General features: G+C 34.5%; 19 protein-coding genes and 1 tRNA gene. 17 read left to right on the forward strand and 3 right to left on the reverse strand.

What is annotated here, in order from left to right; all coding sequences use genetic code 11:
* Positions 1–48 precede the first annotated feature (48 nt).
* Positions 49–135, forward strand: a tRNA-Ser gene (locus FNE73_RS15170).
* A gap of 148 nt (positions 136–283) precedes the next feature.
* Here the strand turns inward: FNE73_RS15170 and FNE73_RS15175 are convergent.
* Complete coding sequence (locus FNE73_RS15175; RefSeq protein WP_143885406.1) at positions 284–2,770, reverse strand: fibronectin type III domain-containing protein; 2,487 nt, start codon at positions 2,768–2,770, stop codon at positions 284–286.
* Between the two features lie 263 nt (positions 2,771–3,033).
* On the opposite strand from FNE73_RS15175, the gene FNE73_RS15180 reads away from it, so the two are divergent.
* The 5 genes from FNE73_RS15180 (at position 3,034) to proC (ending at position 7,249) form a co-directional block, all read left to right on the forward strand.
* Complete coding sequence (locus FNE73_RS15180; RefSeq protein ID WP_143885407.1) at positions 3,034–4,239, forward strand: pyridoxal phosphate-dependent aminotransferase; 1,206 nt, start codon at positions 3,034–3,036, stop codon at positions 4,237–4,239.
* Positions 4,240–4,250: 11 nt separating this feature from the next.
* Positions 4,251–4,751, forward strand: coding sequence for a hypothetical protein (locus tag FNE73_RS15185; protein WP_143885408.1), 501 nt, complete (start codon positions 4,251–4,253; stop codon positions 4,749–4,751).
* Positions 4,751–5,764: a UDP-N-acetylmuramate dehydrogenase gene (gene murB / locus FNE73_RS15190; RefSeq protein ID WP_143885409.1), complete on the forward strand. Its 1,014-nt coding sequence runs from the start codon at positions 4,751–4,753 to the stop codon at positions 5,762–5,764. Before FNE73_RS15185 ends, murB begins: the two co-directional genes overlap by 1 nt.
* 103 nt (positions 5,765–5,867) lie before the next feature.
* Positions 5,868–6,428 carry a hypothetical protein gene (locus FNE73_RS15195; RefSeq protein ID WP_143885410.1) on the forward strand — a complete coding sequence of 187 codons (561 nt, stop codon included), beginning with the start codon at positions 5,868–5,870 and terminating at the stop codon, positions 6,426–6,428.
* Between the two features lie 17 nt (positions 6,429–6,445).
* On the forward strand, positions 6,446–7,249 hold the full coding sequence (gene proC, locus FNE73_RS15200) for a pyrroline-5-carboxylate reductase (protein WP_143885411.1): 804 nt from the start codon (positions 6,446–6,448) through the stop codon (positions 7,247–7,249).
* A 25-nt stretch (positions 7,250–7,274) separates the two neighbouring features.
* On the opposite strand, the gene FNE73_RS15205 is transcribed toward proC, so the two are convergent.
* Positions 7,275–7,700, reverse strand: coding sequence for a VanZ family protein (locus FNE73_RS15205; protein ID WP_143885412.1), 426 nt, complete (start codon positions 7,698–7,700; stop codon positions 7,275–7,277).
* A 55-nt stretch (positions 7,701–7,755) separates the two neighbouring features.
* Between FNE73_RS15205 and lnt the strand changes: the two genes are divergently transcribed.
* The 6 genes from lnt to FNE73_RS15235 all read left to right on the forward strand — a co-directional run bounded on the left by lnt (position 7,756) and on the right by FNE73_RS15235 (position 11,618).
* Complete coding sequence (lnt, locus tag FNE73_RS15210) at positions 7,756–9,396, forward strand: apolipoprotein N-acyltransferase (protein ID WP_143885413.1); 1,641 nt, start codon at positions 7,756–7,758, stop codon at positions 9,394–9,396.
* A gap of 191 nt (positions 9,397–9,587) precedes the next feature.
* Positions 9,588–9,830 (forward strand): 50S ribosomal protein L28, encoded by a 243-nt coding sequence (gene rpmB, locus FNE73_RS15215; protein WP_002976757.1) that lies wholly within the window; start codon positions 9,588–9,590, stop codon positions 9,828–9,830.
* Between the two features lie 3 nt (positions 9,831–9,833).
* Positions 9,834–10,016, forward strand: a complete 183-nt coding sequence (gene rpmG, locus FNE73_RS15220; RefSeq protein WP_027379950.1) for a 50S ribosomal protein L33 — start codon at positions 9,834–9,836, stop codon at positions 10,014–10,016.
* 20 nt (positions 10,017–10,036) lie between these two features.
* Positions 10,037–10,186: a DUF4295 family protein gene (locus FNE73_RS15225; protein WP_089742301.1), complete on the forward strand. Its 150-nt coding sequence runs from the start codon at positions 10,037–10,039 to the stop codon at positions 10,184–10,186.
* 174 nt (positions 10,187–10,360) lie between these two features.
* Positions 10,361–11,314: a signal recognition particle-docking protein FtsY gene (ftsY, locus tag FNE73_RS15230; RefSeq protein ID WP_143885414.1), complete on the forward strand. Its 954-nt coding sequence runs from the start codon at positions 10,361–10,363 to the stop codon at positions 11,312–11,314.
* 52 nt (positions 11,315–11,366) lie between these two features.
* Positions 11,367–11,618 carry a GlsB/YeaQ/YmgE family stress response membrane protein gene (locus FNE73_RS15235; RefSeq protein WP_143885415.1) on the forward strand — a complete coding sequence of 84 codons (252 nt, stop codon included), beginning with the start codon at positions 11,367–11,369 and terminating at the stop codon, positions 11,616–11,618.
* Between the two features lie 56 nt (positions 11,619–11,674).
* Here FNE73_RS15235 and sppA read toward each other — a convergent pair whose 3' ends face one another.
* Positions 11,675–13,429: a signal peptide peptidase SppA gene (gene sppA, locus FNE73_RS15240; RefSeq protein WP_143885416.1), complete on the reverse strand. Its 1,755-nt coding sequence runs from the start codon at positions 13,427–13,429 to the stop codon at positions 11,675–11,677.
* Positions 13,430–13,447: 18 nt separating this feature from the next.
* On the opposite strand from sppA, the gene folK reads away from it, so the two are divergent.
* From folK to fmt, 5 genes are all read left to right on the forward strand, one after another.
* The gene (gene folK, locus FNE73_RS15245; RefSeq protein WP_143885417.1) at positions 13,448–13,861 is read left to right on the forward strand and encodes a 2-amino-4-hydroxy-6-hydroxymethyldihydropteridine diphosphokinase; all 414 of its coding nucleotides are present in this window, start codon (positions 13,448–13,450) and stop codon (positions 13,859–13,861) included.
* A 24-nt stretch (positions 13,862–13,885) separates the two neighbouring features.
* A complete protein-coding gene (locus FNE73_RS15250) occupies positions 13,886–15,379 on the forward strand; it encodes an OmpA family protein (protein ID WP_143885418.1) in 1,494 nt (497 codons plus the stop codon).
* A 33-nt stretch (positions 15,380–15,412) separates the two neighbouring features.
* On the forward strand, positions 15,413–16,876 hold the full coding sequence (locus tag FNE73_RS15255) for an OmpA family protein (RefSeq protein WP_143885419.1): 1,464 nt from the start codon (positions 15,413–15,415) through the stop codon (positions 16,874–16,876).
* 72 nt (positions 16,877–16,948) lie between these two features.
* Positions 16,949–18,850: a RecQ family ATP-dependent DNA helicase gene (locus FNE73_RS15260; RefSeq protein WP_143885420.1), complete on the forward strand. Its 1,902-nt coding sequence runs from the start codon at positions 16,949–16,951 to the stop codon at positions 18,848–18,850.
* A gap of 75 nt (positions 18,851–18,925) precedes the next feature.
* Complete coding sequence (gene fmt / locus FNE73_RS15265) at positions 18,926–19,873, forward strand: methionyl-tRNA formyltransferase (RefSeq protein ID WP_143885421.1); 948 nt, start codon at positions 18,926–18,928, stop codon at positions 19,871–19,873.
* Positions 19,874–20,440 lie beyond the last annotated feature (567 nt).

Raw genomic sequence — 20,440 nt, forward strand, 5'->3', positions numbered from 1 at the left:
TCAATTGTTTTATTCGATAAAATAGTATACTTTTGCAGTCTTCAAAATAGAAAGGTGTCCGAGTGGTTGAAGGAGCTACCCTGGAAAGGTAGTATACGGGTAACTGTATCGAGGGTTCGAATCCCTTCCTTTCTGCAAAAAAAGCGTTGATTTTTCAACGCTTTTTTATTTACACTAAATTCAAAAAAAGGCAAGAACAAAATCTAATTTGCAATCTTACTTTACATAAAAAGCTGCTCAGCAATATTGCAGAACAGCTTTTTAAAAATTATGGTTGTAAAATTTACTTTTTGATTGCTTTTACAGTATTTACTGACCCGTCTTTGAAATACATTGTAACCAAGTATAATCCTGCGTTTAAAGAATTAAGATTAATTCCTTTAGTAGGATTATCAATCACTTTTAAAACTCTGCCAGAGACATCAGTTATTTTAATTGTCTTGATGTTCTCTGTGTCGGAAACAAACAATACATCATTGAAAGGATTGGGATAAACAGACACTTTCTTTTTAGAAGAAACCTCAGCAACACTTAAGGAGTTCTTAGGCTCCCAATAAATATCATCCCAATAATACGCTTTTGCATCATTGGTATTTCTTATGGCCAATCTTGCTGTTGCAGGAACTGTTGCAGGAACATCAACGATATAATCCACACCGTAAGAAGTGTTTGGAATACTTAAACTTTCTATACTTACAAATGTTGATGCATCAGTGGTACTTGTAACATATCCAACCTGCAGATTTCCTGTTGCCGTTGCGACTCTGGCTTTGAATCTTAATCTGTGAGTATTTGCATTAACATTTGAAAATTCAGGCAAAATAACAACTGAAGGAGTATTGGATGCCGATGCATACTGATATATATTCCTTATTCCTGAAGCAGGACTTGTAGAAGTGATTGTCTGCGAACCGCTTGGTACAATTCTCGCCCAACAGTCAGGAACGATAGAAGTAGCAGTATAAGATTCAAAATCTTCGAAAAGAGAAGTTCCCGGAGCGCAGGTAGTACGGAAAATTACAGGACCTGACCATTCGCTTTTTTCTGTAGCACTGCAAACAGTACGAATCCACAAACTATATGTGTGATTAGGAACTAAACCTGTTACAATTCCATTAACCGAATTCGGAGAAAATGTTCCGCTTACCGTTGTTGTTGCTATGGGCGAAACCGTACTTACCGGAGAATAATAATATTCATAACCATTAGCTGCTCCCGTTCCTGCAGCTCCCCACGTAACATCTACGGAATTCGGACTGGCGTTTGATGTAATCATATTAAATGGCGGTGTACACGCAGGCATAACTTCCCACTTTACGTCATCCCAATAGTATCCTTTTCCGTCTGCAGTATTTCTTATGGCTAATCTCGCATTGGCTGGAACTGTATTGGGTACATTTACAAAATATTCCGGACCATATGATGTATTTGGAATATTCAATGCTTGAATTAATGTAAAAGTAGAAGCATCCGAAGGATTGGTGACATACCCTACATTCAGAATCCCGTTCGCTGAAGTAACTCTTGCTTTTAATTTAAGCCAATGTGCACCCGCGTTTATATTATTAAATTCCGGTAAAACTACTGTACTTGGAGTTTGAGCTGATGTATTAGTCTGATAAACATTTCTTGTTCCCGAAGCCGGACTTGTGGATGAAATAGACATTGTTCCATTAACGTAATTTCTTACCCAGCAATCAGGTAAATTTGTTCCGGTCGCCATAGAGTCAAAATTTTCAAACATTGCAGCCATTGGACCGCATAATGTTTTGAAATTTCCACTAAATGACCATGAGCTTTGCCCTGAAGAACCATTACAATTAGATCTTACCCAGACATAATAAGTCGTATTAGATGCCAAAACTCCTGTAGGAACAGATAACCCCGTTATATTACTGGAAGTGGGAACTGTTGCAGAAGTAGGAATTACAGGACTTGTGCTGTAATAGACATCATAAGAAACAGCTGTAGAACTTGGTGAAGCTGTCCAGTTTATTGTAGCACTGGTTGCTGTAATGTTGGTTGCCGGCTGCACTGTTGGAGGAAGACAATCTGAATATACATCTGCAGAAAACGCAAAAATATTTGAATATCCCTGAGCTGTAGACGTTTTGGTGACTGTTACACTCTGAATTAACTTAGTCTGATTGGCAGCATCAATACTCAGTAAAGACTGATATAACCTTGGATTAGTACCACTTCCTGACTCTAAAACATCATTGGTTCGGTTAATTCTTCCAAATCCCTGAATGGCAAAACCTGAACCATTATACCAATCTGAAATACTGATCCCTGTAAAAGTCTGAGAAGTATTATCAGTAAAATTAACAACCACAGAAACGGTAGATGCCCCGCTTCCGCTGGTAGCAAGCATATACAGTCTAAAAGCAGCTTTGGGTACAGCAAAAGTTAAAGTACCGCTGTCGTTTTGATTAGAAAGTTTCAGAGAATTATTGCTGCCGTAACTCGCCATATTATACATAAGGCCGGGAGTAGTAGCAACCTCACTATTCACAATTCCATCAGCGGGCAATCCATAAGCCAATGCTGCATCTGTAGCAGTGAGTTTAAAGTCTTTAGAAACAAAAGCAAACGAAACACCATCTACGTCCGAAGAAGTAGAAAGCATAGAAGATCCAACTCCATTTGCAATTACGTCTGCGTTAAAACCGGATTGTACAGGCATCGGCTGAAAGTTTTGAGCAAATATTGAAGAACTGGCAAATAAAGCCAAAAAGCCCATAACAGAAACTTGTTGAATTTTTTTCATAAATATTTTATTAGTTTGACACAAAACTATAAATAAAATCTTATCGAACACATAGCAAATTAAATTATTTTTAAAATTAAATGAATATTAATAAAATATAAACAATATAAACACCATTACAATAAAAACAAATAATTTAAAAGAGAACATTTAACAATTATCACATAATTCAAAATTCAAACTTAATAAACAACAATTAGCCATTAAAAGTCATCATCAGAGATAAAATAATTTCCTATTTTTGCCATACAAATTTTTAGACAATGCCAAACATTTCAAACAGAGCGCAAAACATGCCGCCTTCACCGGTGAGAAAACTGGTTCCTTTTGCTTTACAGGCAAAACAGAGAGGTACAAAAGTTTACCACCTCAACATTGGTCAGCCAGACATAGAAACACCGGAAACCGCTATCAACGCTCTTAAAAATATTGATTTAAAAGTTTTAGAATATGCGCTTTCAGAAGGAAATATTGAATACAGAAAAGCACTTACGGAATATTATCATTCTTTAGATTTTACAGATCTTACGCCAGACAATTTTATTGTGACCAACGGAGGATCAGAAGCGTTGAATTTTGCCATATCCACTCTTTGTGATGACGGTGACGAAGTAATTATCCCGGAACCTTATTATGCTAATTATAACGGTTTCACAAGCACTTTCAATGTCAACGTGGTGGCAATCCCTTCATCTATAGATACCGGATTTGCCCTGCCTCCTATTGAAGAGTTTGAGAAAAAAATCACCCCAAAAACAAGAGCAATTGTCATCTGTAATCCCGGAAATCCGACCGGATACCTTTACACTCGTGAAGAATTACAAAAATTAGCCGAAATTGCTCTGAAATATGACATTGTTGTTATATCTGACGAAGTTTACAGAGAATACGTTTACGATGGAAAACAGCAGGTTTCCATGCTTGCATTTCCTGAATTGAGCGAAAACTGCATTATCATAGATTCAGAATCAAAAAGATATTCTATGTGCGGTGTAAGAATCGGATGTCTGATTACCCGTTCCAAAAAAATACGTGATGCAGCAATGCTTTTTGCGCAGGCAAGATTGAGTCCGGTACTTTTAGGACAAATTGCAGCAACAGCAGCTCACCAAAATGACGGTGCCTACATAAGATCAGTAAGAGAAGAATATACTCACAGAAGAAATGTTTTGGTAGATCTTCTTAACTCTATTCCGGGAGTAATTTGTCCAAAACCTAAAGGTGCATTTTACTGTGTAGCAGAACTTCCGGTAGATGATACCGAAAAGTTCGCTCAATGGCTGCTGGAAAAATATTCATTAAACAATGAAACAATTATGGTTGCTCCTGCAGGAGGATTTTACAGCAATCCCGAACTTGGGAAAAAGCAGGTAAGAATCGCTTACGTCCTTAAAGAAGAAGATTTGATAAAAAGTGCAGAAATTCTTAGAAATGCACTGGAAAAATATAAATTGGATTTTAACATCTAAAAAACAGATCAATGTCAGCAGTAAAAATAAAAGGTTTGAAAAGTTTTTTTTCAATGTTTTTACTGCTGATTTTTTTTTCTTGTGAAAATAAAAACACACAAAAACAAAACACAAAAGAAGAAAAAATAGAATCTATCAGCGTTTCTCATATTGGCGGAAGAAACGGCTTTTACGAAATCATAAAAATCCGCAGAGATTCTTTATTTTTTGAAAGCGGAACTTCAAAGCCAGCCAAAAATACAAACTGGAAAAATGCAGTAAATATTTCATCATGGGACGCTCTTACATCTTCGTTTAAGCTGAAAAACCTTGACAGCATCCGAAGTTCTCCAAGCATACAGCATCTTGACGGAATTGATGAAACTTTTATCATCAAAACCAATAAAAAATCTCACATCTACGTAAATGCATACAACGATGTAAATTATTACCAGTTTGAAAATTTCAAACAAAAACTGGAAAAAATTCTTTCTCAAAAACAGCCGGCAACCGTAAAAAAACCTCAACCATAATGCAGGAAAATTTTTCGTTAAAACCTTATAATACTTTCGGAATTGATGCTAAAGCAAAATATTTTGCTGAGGTAAATTCTGCTGACGAATTAATAGAAACTCTCAAAATTTCTAAAACCCAAACGCTCCCGATTCTATTTCTAGGGGGCGGAAGCAATATTTTATTCACCAAGGATTTTGACGGATTGGTGATTAAACTAAGCCTTAAAGGAATTACTGTGCAGCCTTTAAATGAAGATGAAGTTTTGGTCACAGCAAAAGCAGGCGAAAACTGGCACGAATTCGTTTTGTTCTGTCTGGAGAAAAATTTGGGCGGACTAGAAAACCTTTCCTTAATTCCCGGAAATGTAGGAACTTCTCCAATGCAGAATATCGGAGCTTATGGTACAGAGATCAAAGATGTTTTTTATAATTGCACGGTTTTAAATCTTGAAACGCTGGAAATTGAAATCTTTGATCTTGAAAAATGCAGATTCGGGTACAGAGATTCTATTTTCAAGCAGGAAGGTAAAGAAAAATATGTGATTTTAGAAGTTTCGTTTCGGCTTACTGTTAGAAATCATCAGATCAAAACAGAATACGGCGCCATAAAATCGGAACTTGAAAACTTAGGTATTAAAAATCCAACGATTCAGGATATTTCCAAAGCAGTCATCAATATCAGACAAAGCAAGTTGCCTGATCCGAAACAAACAGGAAACGCCGGAAGCTTTTTCAAAAATCCGACTATTCCTTTAGCTCAGTTTGAAAAATTACAAAAGAAATTCAACAACATTCCGGGATATCCGAACGGAGATTTTGTAAAAGTCCCGGCTGGCTGGCTCATCGAACAATGTGGCTGGAAAGGAAAACAAATCGGAAATGCAGCCTCTCACAAATTACAGGCTTTGGTGATTGTAAACGCAACCGGAAACGCAACCGGACAGGAAATTTTTGACTTTTCTACAGAAATTATTAATTCTGTACAGGAAAAATTCGGGATTGAATTGGAAAGAGAGGTGAATATTATTTAAAGCATACTTAATAAAGATTATAAATTAGCGTTTTTTAAAATTAATTTTCCGGTTCATTTTAAAAAGAATATTGTATTTTGGTTTTCATTTTTCTTAAATAATCATGGCTGAAAAAACATATTCCGATAAAGAATTCAGAAAAATAGTGCAAAAACACATCTACAGAATTGATTTTGTAAAGGTTAATCTTAAGGACGATTCATCAATATCAGGTTTTCTAGTAAAAGCATCAGATCATTTTCTGATGATCGAAGAAACCTACGATTTTTCTTTGGCAGGAATCAAAATTATACCCCTTGAAAGAGTTTCTGGAATTCGACATGGGTTATCTGATAAAGTGTCAAAAATGATTTATTCTAAAGAAGGATTAATCAGATTTAACAAGAAGATAATCAAAAATACTTTGTTAACGGATTTTGAAGCTATTTTCAAGTCTATCAGAAAACAAAATTTTCATTGTATTGTTGAAAGCAGAAAGAAAGAACAGGAATTATTTTCAATTGGCGAGATTTTAGAAGTAAATGAAAAATCTATCGTTATTAATAACTATAATCCGACCGGTAAAATTAATAAAAAACCCAGAAAAATTAATTTCAAAAATATAGAGATTATTAACTTTAATGATAATTATTCTATCGTTTTCAGAAAATATATATTTAAATAAATCTCAAACACACAAATATGAAAATCGCTATCATCGGAGCCGGAAATATGGGCTTATCTTTTTCTAAATCGTTTCTGAAATATGAACTGATAAAACCTGAAAATCTTCATCTGGTTACAAGAAACATTTCAAAAATCCCAAAAATAAAAGAAGAGTTTCCAAAATCTGAAATTTCCGTATTTGAAGAAGTAAAGAATCTGGATGCAGATTTAGTCATCATCGCCGTAAAGCCTCAGGATTTCCTACACACAGCGGAAAATTTTCAATTTCAGTTAAAAGAAAATCAGATGATTTTATCAATTATGGCTGGAATTAAGATCGAAAAAATTCAGAAATTATTAAATCATCCTTTAGTTGTAAGAGCCATGCCCAACTCTCCTACCCTTCTTGGAATGGGAATTACCGGCTACACTGCAGCTCAGGGAATTTCTTTCAGCCAGTTAATCAATATAGAAAGACTGCTCAATTCAACAGGAAGATCGGTTTACCTCGAAAATGAAGAACTTCTGGACGGTGTTACTGCACTTTCCGGAAGCGGACCTGCGTATTTTTATTATATTGTTGATGCCATGATCAAAGCAGGTGTAGAAATGGGAATTGATGAAAATCTGTCAAAACTTTTTGTAAAACAAACCATGTTAGGAGCTTATCACCTCATCAATAATTCTGAAAAAAATCTTGAAGAACTAATAAAAGATGTTGCTTCAAAAGGCGGAACCACAGAAGCTGCCCTTAAAACTTTCAACGAAAATCACCTAAAAGATATTTTACTGAACGGAATTTTAAACGCTGAAAAACGGGCAAAGCAGTTGAATGGATAATTTATTTTAAATAATAAATTTCAAATTACTCCATTGTATATTTTGAGAATCTGATCTCAAGCATTTTCCTGATCTGCCATCCTAAAAACACTCCAAAAGTATTTAGGATGATATCATCTATTTCAAAAATCCCCATTCTGCTAAAATACTGAAGAGCCTCTACAATCGTAATTACAGAAATAAAAACAAAAAGATTATTTTTCAGATCATTAAACTTGGGAAAAACCCAACCTAAAAACCCAAAAGGGATAAACATGACTACATTTCCTAAAACTATTTTAATGATATCTGACCAGCGAATCGTATTTTCTATAAAACTCAGCGTTGCCAATATAGGTTCTACCCTTATCAGGTTATCATCGTACTGCGTTCTACCCATTCCCAAAAACATCAGGTAAAGAAGAAACAGCGTATAAGGAATGATTATTAACTTATAAATTTTCTTTAACATCAATCACAAAAATATTCATTTCAAAAATAGTAAATTTGTGTATTAAAATATTTGAATGAAATACCTATTGCTTACGTTGATTTCAGCGATGCTGCTTTCTGTATCCTGGCCGACTTACGGGATCCCGTTTTTTATATTTACAGCTTTGGTTCCCCTTCTGATGATGGAACACGGTGTTTCAAAATTCTCAGATTACAAAAGAAAAAGCTGGATTGTTTTCGGGCTTTCATATCTGTGCTTTGTCATCTGGAATATAGTTACAACAGGCTGGCTTTACGGTTCAAAAAATCCTGACGGCAGCCATTCGATGATGGCAGTTTTGTTTCCGGTTCTGGTAAATTCATTCTTATATTCTTTGGTTTTCCAATGCTATCACTGGTATAAAAACGCACAGGGAACCTATTGGGGACTGGCTTTTTTTGTAGCAATATGGATGTGTTTTGAAAAATTTCATCTTAATTGGGAATTGACGTGGCCATGGCTGAATCTGGGCAATGTTTTTTCAGATTACCCTAAAATTATTCAATGGTACGATACATTGGGAGCAACCGGCGGAAGTTTCTGGATCTTACTTATAAATGTTTTAATTTTCTATACCGTAAGAATCTGGGAAGCAGGACGAAAGAGAAAAAGCTTAATCATTAATGCATCAATTGTGACCGTTATTATCGGTCTCCCAATGATCATTTCTACCATCAAATATAATCAGTTTGACGAAAAACCTATTGGAGAAGTAAATGTTTTGCTGCTTCAGCCCGATCTTAATCCTTACGGAGAAAAATATTCCAAAGACAGCATTACCATTCTTAAAGAACTTCTCGCTTTAGCAGAAAATAATTCAAAAGGAAAAATTGATTATTATATTGCTCCCGAAACAGCCATTCCGGGACGCGGATCTATTTCCGAAACAGCTTTTGAAAAAAGTGAACTGCTCAACAGCGTAAAAGACTTCCTTTCAAAACACCCGCAATCTGTTTTTGCAACGGGAATTTCTTCTCATCAATACTTTTTTAATAAAGAAGAATTACCAAAAGATGCTTATCAAATCAACGACAGAGTTTGGGTAGAAAGCTACAACTCTGCAGTGCAGATTATACCAAACCAAAAGGTAGAAGTTTACCACAAAGGAAAACTTGTTCCCGGTGTTGAAATATTTCCTTACATGAATGTTCTGAAGCCTCTTTTGGGTGACGCTATGATCAATCTGGGTGGAACTGTAGCCTCATTGGGAACAGATAAAGAAAGAGTTGCCTTCAAAAACCCTTTCAATAGAGGAAAACTAGCTCCTATCATCTGTTACGAAAGTATTTACGGTGAATTTACCACAGAATACGTGAAAAAAGGTGCCAATTTTCTGGCTATTATGACCAACGATTCCTGGTGGGGCGTCACAGAAGGTCACAGGCAGCTTCTTTCCTATGCAAAACTCAGAGCTATTGAAACCCGAAGAGAAATTGCCCGGTCTGCCAACAGCGGAATTTCGGCTCATATCAGTGCAAAAGGAGAAATACTTGAAGATACTTTTTACGGCGATCAAACCGCTTTATTTGCCAAAATAAATCTTTATGAAGGCGAAACTTTTTATGTAAGATCAGGAGATCTGCTTTCTAGGATCTCTATGTTTTCATTAGGATTTTTATTGTTTTATTTTCTGATTAAATGGTTTCAGGATAAAATTCAGAAAAAGAAGAATTAAATTATTTGTAGTCCTGCTACAGATATATTTACTTGAAATACCTTAAAGAAAGGGATCTTTCAAAATATTTCAGCAAATCAGGCTGTAATCACAGATAAATATTACAAAAAATATTAAAGAAAACTTGTCTATCTAAATTTTTCTTTGTTATTTTGCAACCTCAAATATTATACAAATAAGAACATCGAGATATGTCAAGAATTTGCCAGATAACAGGAAAGCGTGCAATGGTTGGTAACAACGTTTCTCACGCTAATAACAAAACGAAGCGTCGTTTTGAAATTAACTTATTGGAGAAGAAATTTTACCTTCCAGAGCAAGATAAGCACGTAACACTAAAAGTTTCTGCTCACGGATTGAGAGTAATTAACAAGATTGGAATCGAGGAAGCTATCGAAAGAGCTACAAGAAACGGATTGATTAAAAAGAACTAAATCATGGCAAAAAAAGGAAACAGAGTTCAAGTAATTCTTGAATGCACAGAGCATAAAGAAAGCGGAATGCCGGGAATGTCTAGATACATTTCTACAAAAAATAAAAAGAACACTACAGAAAGATTGGAATTGAAAAAATACAATCCTGTTCTTAAAAAAGTTACCGTTCACAAAGAAATCAAGTAATTTATAAAACATAATTTACCATGGCAAAAAAAGTAGTAGCAACTCTACAAACCGGGTCAAAAAAAATGACTAAAGTGGTGAAAATGGTGAAGTCATCAAAATCTGATGCTTACATTTTCGAAGAAAAAGTAATGAATGCAGACGAAGTAGACGCTTATTTGAAAAAATAATCATTTACTTTATTTACAATACAAAAACTACTCATATATTGGGTAGTTTTTTTGTTATCTTTGCTTTTGATACGTCGGATGCTTGATGCCGGATCTTTATAAATATTGAAGCTGCGATTACACAGCTTTTAATATCCTGCATCCAACAATAATTAAATTCCATAATTGACTAAGATGAGTTGGTTTAAAAACATTTTCAAAAAAGAAGAAAAAGAAACTTTAGACAAAGGTTTGGAAAAATCTAATCAGGGGTTCTTTGAAAAAATGACGAAAGCCGTAGTCGGCAAAAGCAAAGTAGATGACGAAGTACTTGATGATCTTGAAGAAATACTTATTGCCTCTGACGTAGGAGCATCTACCACCATCAAAATCATCGAAAGAATTGAGGAACGTGTTGCCAGAGATAAATATGTGGGTGTAAATGAACTGGATAAAATTCTTCGTGAAGAAATTTCAGGACTTTTACTTGAAAATCCGCACAGAGGAACAGGCAACATTGATGCTTCAAAAAAACCGTACGTTATTATGGTTGTTGGAGTAAACGGCGTAGGCAAAACTACCACCATCGGTAAACTGGCTCATCAGTTTAAGTCTGAAGGCAAAAAAGTAGTTTTAGGAGCAGCAGATACTTTCAGAGCAGCGGCTGTAGACCAGCTTGTGATTTGGAGCGAGAGAGTGGGTGTACCGATTGTGAAACAGGAAATGGGTTCTGATCCTGCTTCGGTTGCTTTTGATACAGTGCAAAGCGCTGTTGCCCAAAATGCAGATGTAGTCATTATTGATACCGCAGGAAGGTTGCACAATAAAATTAATCTGATGAATGAACTTTCCAAAATCAAAAGAGTGATGCAGAAGGTTATTCCTGATGCTCCACATGAGATTTTATTGGTTCTGGATGGTTCTACCGGTCAGAATGCTTTTGAACAGGCAAAACAATTTACCGCAGCTACAGAAGTAAATGCCTTAGCTGTAACAAAACTAGACGGAACAGCAAAAGGCGGTGTGGTAATCGGTATATCAGATCAGTTCCAGATTCCTGTAAAATACATTGGCGTTGGCGAGAAGATGCAGGATCTTCAGCTTTTTAATGGTACAGAGTTTGTAGATTCGTTCTTTAAGAAGAGATAAATTCTTCTGAGAACAAATTTAAACCAACTTTTTAACATTAAAAATTTAAGCTATGGGAATTTTAACATGGATAATTTTCGGACTTATCGCAGGAGCAATCGCAAAAGCACTACACCCCGGTAAAGATCCGGGAGGATGGATCATAACAATCATTATTGGTATTCTGGGAGCAATGCTTGGAGGATGGCTCGGATCAATGATTTTCGGAGTTGATGTTACAGGGTTCAACTTCTCAAGTTTTCTGGTAGCTATCGGAGGTTCAGTTTTATTACTGGCAATTTACAGAATGGTTACAAAAAAGTAATTTAAATACTTTATAAAAACAATCCCGATTTGAAATTCAAACCGGGATTGTTTTTTTTATTTGATATTAATCTTATAAGGCATCTCCATTTTCACCTCAGATTTTAATTTTTCATCAGTAAGCTGCTGCAATATTTCATAATTGGCTTTTCCAATTTTATTCTTAATTAATTTTGCAGAAATATCATCTTCATTCATATTACTGAAAAACTGCTCAAATGCACTTACTTCTTTCGGATAAGAAGATACTTTGTAAGATTTTAAATTAGCTTTCTGAGCCGCAAATCTCACTGCATCCTGAAGAGATCCCAATTCATCGACCAGACCAATCTCTTTAGCACGTGTTCCGCTCCAGACTCTTCCTCCACCTACATTATCTACCTGCTCAAAAGTTTTATTTCTGTTTTGAGTTACAAAATGTACAAACCTTTTATAAGTACCTTCCACACTTCTCGTCATCAGATTAACTCCATAAGGTGTAAGACCATGAAGAGAAGAATAATAAGCTGAATTGGCATTAGTGGAAACAATATCTGAACGCACTCCGTTTTTATTAGCAATATCTTTGAAATAAGGAAGGACACCAAATACACCAATTGATCCTGTAAGAGTATTAGGTTCAGAATAAATTTTATCTGCTGCCATTGCAATGTAATAACCGCCGGAAGCAGCATAATCACCAAACGAAACAATTAAAGGTTTCTTTTTTTTCAATTGCTGAAGCTCAAAAAGAATTTCATCAGACGCATTTGCACTTCCGCCAGGAGAATTGATTCTTAGAACAACCGCCTTTACTTTTTTATCTTCCTGTAATTCTTTTATGTATTTAATATATTTTTCAGAATAAATCTGGTTGTACTCATTACCACTGTTTATAGAACCGGAAGCATATAAGATTGCTACTTTTTCATTATCCGAATCTTTATCTTTAAAAGAATCTACATATTTATGTAATGTAATTTTATTAAGCTTATCTTTTTCTTTCAGAGCAAGCTTTTTACGGATAATGTTATCATATTCAGTTTTCTGGATCAGTTTATCTGCCAGTTTATATTTCACAGTAAGATCAGGAATCATACCATAAAGACTGTCAACCACCATTCTGAAATCTTCTGTGTTCATTTTTCTGGATGCAGCGATCTTAGAAGAAGTGTTACCCCAAATATCATTTAAAAGTGTACTTAACTGTTCTTGATTTTCAGGTGAAATATCATTTCTTAAGAAGGGCTCAACCGCAGATTTAAATTTTCCGTGACGAATAACTTCAATCCCTATTCCATATTTTTCAGCAAAATCTTTAAAAAAAATAACTTCCGTAGAAAGTCCTTTTAGTTCAATTCCACCAGCAGGATTCAGATAATATTCATCAGCAACAGAACCCAGATAATAAGAAGCCTGAGAAACCGCATTTCCGTAAGCATAAACAAATTTTCCGGTTTTTTTGAAGTCTTCAATAGCGGATCTTAAGTCATCTATATGAGTAATACCTGCATTCAGATTATCAACCTCTATACTTATTCCTTTTATATTATCATCGGTTTTAGCTTTCTGAATGGCTTCTATAGCATCATAAATAAGAATATTTGTGCTTTTGCTGTTAATATCAAAAATACTTTGCTGCTCTTCTGTAGGACTATCTATAATATCTGTTTTAAGATTAATAGTCAGAACAGAATTTTTCTTCACCTTTACAGATTCTTTATTGCTCATTGATCCGAAAGCAATCATTACCACAAAAAAGAAGAAAAATACGAAGCATAGTATAACAATAGCTACTATATTTGCTAATACATTTTTAAAGAAACTCTTCATAAATAATCATTTTTTAATATGTCGCAACATACAGCAGTTTTGTTACTCGGAAGTAACATCGGTGATACAAAAAATAATATTGATGAGGCTTTGGAAGCAATATCCCAGGACAATATAATATTAAAAAAAAGTGAATATTTAATATCTGAACCGGTAGAGTTTGTCAGTTCTAATATTTTTTGTAATATTGCAACGATAATACAGACTCATTTATCACCCGTTCAACTGCTTGATTATGTGAAAAAAATTGAGATAAGTATGGGTCGAAAAAACGACTCGTCGGTCACAAAAATTTATACAGACAGGGTAATTGACATTGATATTGTAAAGTTTAATGAATTGAAATTCTCATCAGAAAGATTAGAAATCCCTCACCAGAGACATCTTAACGATAGAGAATTTTCCAAATTTTTATTAAAAGATATTATTTAAAAAACAACACATAAAACATATTGTATGAAATTAGGTTTATTATTATTGGCTACATTGCCTATTGCTACTTATGCGCAGGACAGTATTGCCGTAAATTCTACTAATGAATTTCCTAATACATTCTCATCGGGATCCGCAGACATTCAGAAATTTGACAACAAAGCGAGAAGATTTAACGACTGGTCTATATCTGTAGGAGGAGGTCCTGCATTTATGGCTTTTGCTGATCTTACTTCTTTTTATGATCGTAAAATTAACTGGGGCTGGAATGCTTATGTAAGTCTTGACAAACAGATTTCCCATACTTTTGGATTGAGTTTACAGTACCAAATGGGTAAAACAAACCAAAGAGGAATGTTACCCAACAACCCCGCTGCAGGACTTGCTAATGCTTACACAGAGTTTAAGCAGGTTTCAATATTAGGAGATATAAATTTATCTAATCTTCTAAGACGTGTAGACAATCATTCCCCATACAGATGGGCTTTACATGGTTATGCAGGAATTGGCTTCATGGGTTATAACACAGAACTCATTGACAATGATACTTCAAGATGGAGTACAAACCCTCCAAGAATTCCAATCATGATTGATCAAAAACTCGGTATTGAATCTTTCTTCATGCAAGCCGGTGTAGGATTGAAGTACAAAATATCAAGACTTATTGATATTGAAGGAAGAGTGATGTATCTGAACAGTTTTGACGAAGAGTTTGATGGCGGTGGCGAAGGGAGAGCTTTAGAAACACCGACCGGAGACAGAATAAATTATAACCTGATCAATGATTCTTATTCAGACTCAATGCTCTCATTCAATTTAGGTCTTTCATTTAAACTTGGAAAACATATTTCTCATCTCGCATGGCACGACCCTTTACAGGAAGTATACTACAGAGCCAATGTTTTAGAAAATACATCAACAGAATTAGTTGTCTGTGAAAAAGGAGATAATGACAATGATGGTGTATGTGATGACTGGGATCGTGAACTTAATACTCCTGCCGGAGCAAGAGTTGACGGAGCAGGGGTAGCCTTAGATATGGATTTAGATGGTGTAATTGACCTTTATGACAAATGTGTAACAGTTCCTGGTCCTGTTGATAACCAAGGATGTCCTACTACTCCAATTGTACAGAATATGGGTCCCACAATCGAAGAAACAATCAATAAAGATTTTGAAGGAATTGAATTTGAATTAAATGGTGACAAAATAAGACCACAATCTTTTGATAAGTTAAACCATGCTGTTGAAGTTATCAAAACTTTAGATAAAAATACTCAATACTTAGTTATTGGTGCTACAGATACAAGAGGTTCAGAAAAATATAATCAGACACTATCTCAAAAAAGAGCTAATGCTGTTGTTTCTTATCTTACAGGTAAAGGCGTTCCAGCAGGTATGTTAATCCCCGAAGGTCGTGGAAAATCTGATTTGAAATATCCTGAATGCGATCCTGCTACAAAATGTCCTGAGTGGAAAAATGAAGCAAACCGCAGAGTTTATTTTAAATCTAAATAACAATCATTTAATTAACTAAATAAAAAATACACTATGAAATTAAGTTTAGCCATTGTTGCATTAGCTCTAGCTGTACCTACGGCAAGTTATGCACAAGATTCAATAATGGTAGTATCTAATGATACTTATCCCAATACATTTTCCTCCGGATCTGCCAATGTATCTCCTTTTACACAAAAATCAAAAAGGTTTAATGACTGGGCAATTTCTGCCGGAGCGGGTGTTCCATTACTTCAGTCAGGAGATTTAACTTCTATTAAAAACGGTAACGGTAAAAACCTTTTTGGGTATTCTGCCTATATAAGTATTGATAAAGCCATTACTCATGCTTTTGGTATCAATTTACAGTATGACAGAGGAGAAACAAGACAAGGTTGGTTCAATACAAAAGATTCTGCTCCTGCGGGTTCAACTTATCAACAGGTAGGTGCAAGAACTCAGTATGATGCAATCTCTTTGTTAGGTGATATTAACTTTTCAAATTTATTAAGAAGAGTTGATAACAAATCTACTTTCAGATGGGCATTACACGGTTATGCAGGTATTGGAACTTTAGCATACAGAGCTTATCAAAAAGATCTTAATGGTCAGAGATTAGCTACAGAAATAAAACCATTCAAATTAGGATCATTCTTCGGACAAGCCGGAGCTGGTCTTAAATTTAAAGTAAACAGAAGATTAGATCTTGAAACAAGATTAATGTATGTTTATACAGGTGATGATGAATTTGATGGTGGTGGTGCACAATATAGCTCTATCAATAAGAGAGAAGACCAGATTTCAGATAACTTCTTTAATGCAACTTTAGGTCTGTCTTTGAAGCTAGGAAAACATGAATCTCACTTGATGTGGCACGACCCGCTACAAGAAATGTACTACAAGCTTGATGTTTTGGCTGACAAAAATCAGGATATTGAAGTTTGTAAAAAAGGTGATGCAGATAATGATGGTGTGTGTGATGACTGGGACAGACAGCTTGATACTCCTGCAGGAGCAAGAGTTGATGGTGCTGGTGTAGCTCTTGATACAGATTTAGATGGGGTAATTGACCTTTACGATAAGTGTGTTACTGTTCCTGGACCGGTAGAAAACCAAGGTTGTCCATTAACTCCTGAACCATTACCAAATAATGGTGGGGTTACGATAAGTGAAATGAATCTTGAAGGAATTGAATTTGATTTAAATTCTGACAGAATTTTACCAAATAATACTCCGATTCTAAACAATGCAGTAAATTATATTAATTCATCTAATGGTTCGTATACGGTAATTGGAGCGACTGATACCAGAGCTTCTGATGCATATAACCAAAAACTTTCCGAAAGAAGAGCAAACAGCGTTAAAAGCTATTTAATCAAAAACGGAGTTGATGCTTCTAAGCTGAATGCAGTAGGAAGAGGTGAAAAAGACCTTAAATATCCTGAATGTGACCCGGCTACAAAATGTCCTGAATGGAAAAACAGAGCAAACAGAAGAGTTTATTTTGAAGCTAAATAATAAACTATAGTATTATAGAAAGTCACGCAATGCGTGGCTTTTTTTGTTTAAATTCTTTCCTTACATTTACTTATGATTTCTTCTCAAGATTTTAATGAATTGAAAAATAAAACCCTCAAGCATTTTTGGGGTTATGATCATTTCCGCGATACTCAGGAACAAATTATAGATTCTATTATACAGAGAAAAGATACACTTGTTCTGCTTCCTACAGGCGCAGGAAAATCACTTTGTTATCAGTTACCTGCACTTTTGCAACATGGAACCTGCCTGGTAATTTCCCCTTTACTGGCATTAATGAAAGATCAGGTAAATCAGTTAAAATTCAGAGGAATTGAAGCAGAATATCTGAGTTCTGATCTTGATGAATTTGATGCTGAAGTAATTTACAATCGATGCAAAGATGGCTTAACAAAGTTACTTTACATTTCTCCTGAAAGGTTAACCAACAGACAATTTGTACAAAATATTGAAGAAATACCACTTTCATTTATTGCAGTAGATGAAGCGCACTGCATTTCAGAATGGGGACAAGATTTTAGACCTAGCTATCAGAACATAAAAGATTTTAGGAAGAATAATCCTGAAATTCCATGTTTAGCATTAACAGCTACTGCAACACCCAAAGTTTTAAATGAAATAAAAAATAAACTTGAGCTTAAGAATCCTAATGTATTTCAGAAAAGCTTCAAAAGAGACAATATTAAAATCTTTATAGAAGAAATTTCAGATAAATATCAAAAGGTTTTTAATATTCTGAAATATGCTAAAGAATCCGGAATTATCTATGTAAGAACAAGAAAAGAAGCCGAGTTACTTACAGAATATCTGCATCGAAATAAGATACAGAATGTAGACTATTACCATGCCGGTCTTACTGCCAAAGAAAAACACGAAAAACAGAATTTCTGGAATAACAGCGATGAGAATGTATTGATCTCTACCAACGCTTTCGGAATGGGTATTGATAAAGACAACGTCCGTTTTGTAATTCACTTATCACCTTCACAGTCAATAGAAAATTATTATCAGGAAATTGGTCGTGCCGGAAGAGATGGTAAAAAAAGTTTTGCTTTTCTGTTATGGAATCAACAGGAGCTATCAAATTTCGATCAGATTTTAAAAAATCAGATTCCTAATAAAGCAGAATTTCTAAAGATTATCAGCTATTTATACTCAAAATTTCAGATCGCAGAGTTTGAACTTCCTGAAAAAGTTTTTCAGCTCAACACAACTGGCATACAGAATTTTACAAAATTATCAACGGCAAAAATCAAGAATGTACTCAATTTCCTGCACACACAGGAGATTATTTACTATAATAACAACAAAAGCTTATCTTCTGTAGAGCTTTTGATCAATCATTCTGAAATAGATCAGCTTCCTTCAAAAGATGCTTATTTTATTGAATTACTTCTTCGTTCGCTATCAGGGATTACAAGTCATAAAATAATGTTTAGCGAACAAAATCTGAGCAGTAAAATTGGTATCAGTGCTCATTTAATCAAAGAAAGATTAAAAGAAATGCAGCAAAAAAACTATCTGGAATATATTGATGGTGCTTTAGCGAGTATCAAATTTCTAAAACCCAGAGATGAAAGAGCTAATAGTGGAATATACTGGAAACTTTTCGAACATATCCAGAAAAATAAAATCCAGAAATGGGAAGAAATGAAGTTTTTAGTAGAGGATACCAAATACTGCAAGATAAAACTTATCCTGTCCTATTTTGGAGAAAAAAATTCAAAAAACTGTGGTCAATGTACTGTCTGTGAAAAAAATAAACAATCAATATTCGGAAAGAATATTTCTGAAGAAATCATACGGGTACTAAGCAAAAAATCTTCAACTATAGAGGAAATTTCTATTCAGCTGCAGTTCCATTCTAAAGAAAACATTCTGGAGCATTTAATTTATCTTCTGGATTCAGGAAAAGTAAGAATGCTCAATTTTAAAACCTATGCTTTAACATAGTTTTTAATGATAAATAAATTTAAAATTTAGAACCGATCATTTTTTCCTTATAATAAGGAACTTTATCTTTGTACAATGAAATCACTGAAAGTAGTATTTTTAGGCACTCCGGAGTTTGCAAAACATACATTGGAAGCCATTCACAAATCTCATCACCAAGTTGTAGGTGTCGTAACTGTTGCCGATAAAGCCAGTGGACGAGGACAAAAAATAAACCAATCACCTGTCAAAATTTTTGCGGTTGAAAATAACATTCCCGTTTTTCAGCCTGAAAAATTAAGAAATCCCGAATTTTTAGACGAATTGAAAAAATTAGAAGCTGATATTTTTGTGGTAGTTGCATTCAGGATGATGCCAAAAGTTCTATTTGAGATGCCTAAAATGGGAACCTTCAATCTTCATGCATCACTTTTGCCAGATTACAGAGGTGCTGCACCTATTAATTATGCTGTTATAAATGGTGAACAAAAAACAGGAGTAACTACTTTTTTTATTAATGAAAAAATAGATGAAGGAAATATTCTACTACAGCACGAACTTACTATTTTGCCCGATGAGAATGCAGGAAGCCTTCATGATAGATTGATGTTGATCGGAGCTGATCTTGTCATAAAAACGCTTGATGGTCTCGCCGAAAACTCAATTAGAGAAAAGGCACAGCCAGAGGTTAGTAATCCTAAAAATGCCTTTAAGATCTTTAAAGAAGATACAAAAATCAATTGGAAGAAAAGTTCTAAAGAAATCCATCACTTTATTCTAGGAATGTCTCCATACCCTGCTGCTTTTACAGTTTTAAAAATTTCTGAAGAAGATAAAAGCTTAAAAATATTTTCAGGAAAATATGAAATTGCCGATCATCACAAAGAAAGCGGAAGTTTAGAAATTTCAAAAAGCGAGTTTAAGATCTATACTACAGATGGAGTATATTTTCCACTAGAAGTACAATTAGAAGGCAAAAAAAGAATGAATTTAAAAGATTTTCTGAACGGCTTTAGAAATTTTGATGAAATCAAATTAGCTTAATAGTATCTTTTCTTTTAACTTGATAGAGAAACCAATTCCATTCTTTTCCTATTAATATATAATCTTAGAGTAATAGCTTTTACTAAAAATTTCAAGTAATGTATATCCGCTTTGTCATCAAGGCGGTTTTTTATTGGGATTAATACTGTTTTAGAGTGTTTTATACGACTTGATAAAGAATCTATTTTCAGATAAATCCATGCTATAGAAAATGTCCAATAATATATTACTTAATCTCATTCTGATTCAAAGGCTCGTATAAATTTTGAATTAGCTTCTTAAACTTCATTAAATCTTAGTTTAAACTTTTGGAAGGTCTGTAATCCAGTTCCGGCAGTATCGTTGTTTCAATAGTTTTGAACAGGAGAATAGAATAGCAGAGTAGACAAGCCTGACAGTAATAAAGAAGAACAAAGAACAAAGAAGAAAGAATAAAGAAGAAGGAAAAAGAAAAGGAAAAGGAAAAGGAAAGAGAAGGTAAAAAAAGGGCATAAAAAAAGTCTCATACAAATACTGTATGAGACTTTTGAATAAAAACTGGCGGCGACCTACTCTCCCGCTTGTCGC

Source organism: Chryseobacterium binzhouense (assembly GCF_007474545.1).
In the GTDB taxonomy this organism is placed as follows: Bacteria; Bacteroidota; Bacteroidia; order Flavobacteriales; family Weeksellaceae; genus Chryseobacterium; species Chryseobacterium binzhouense.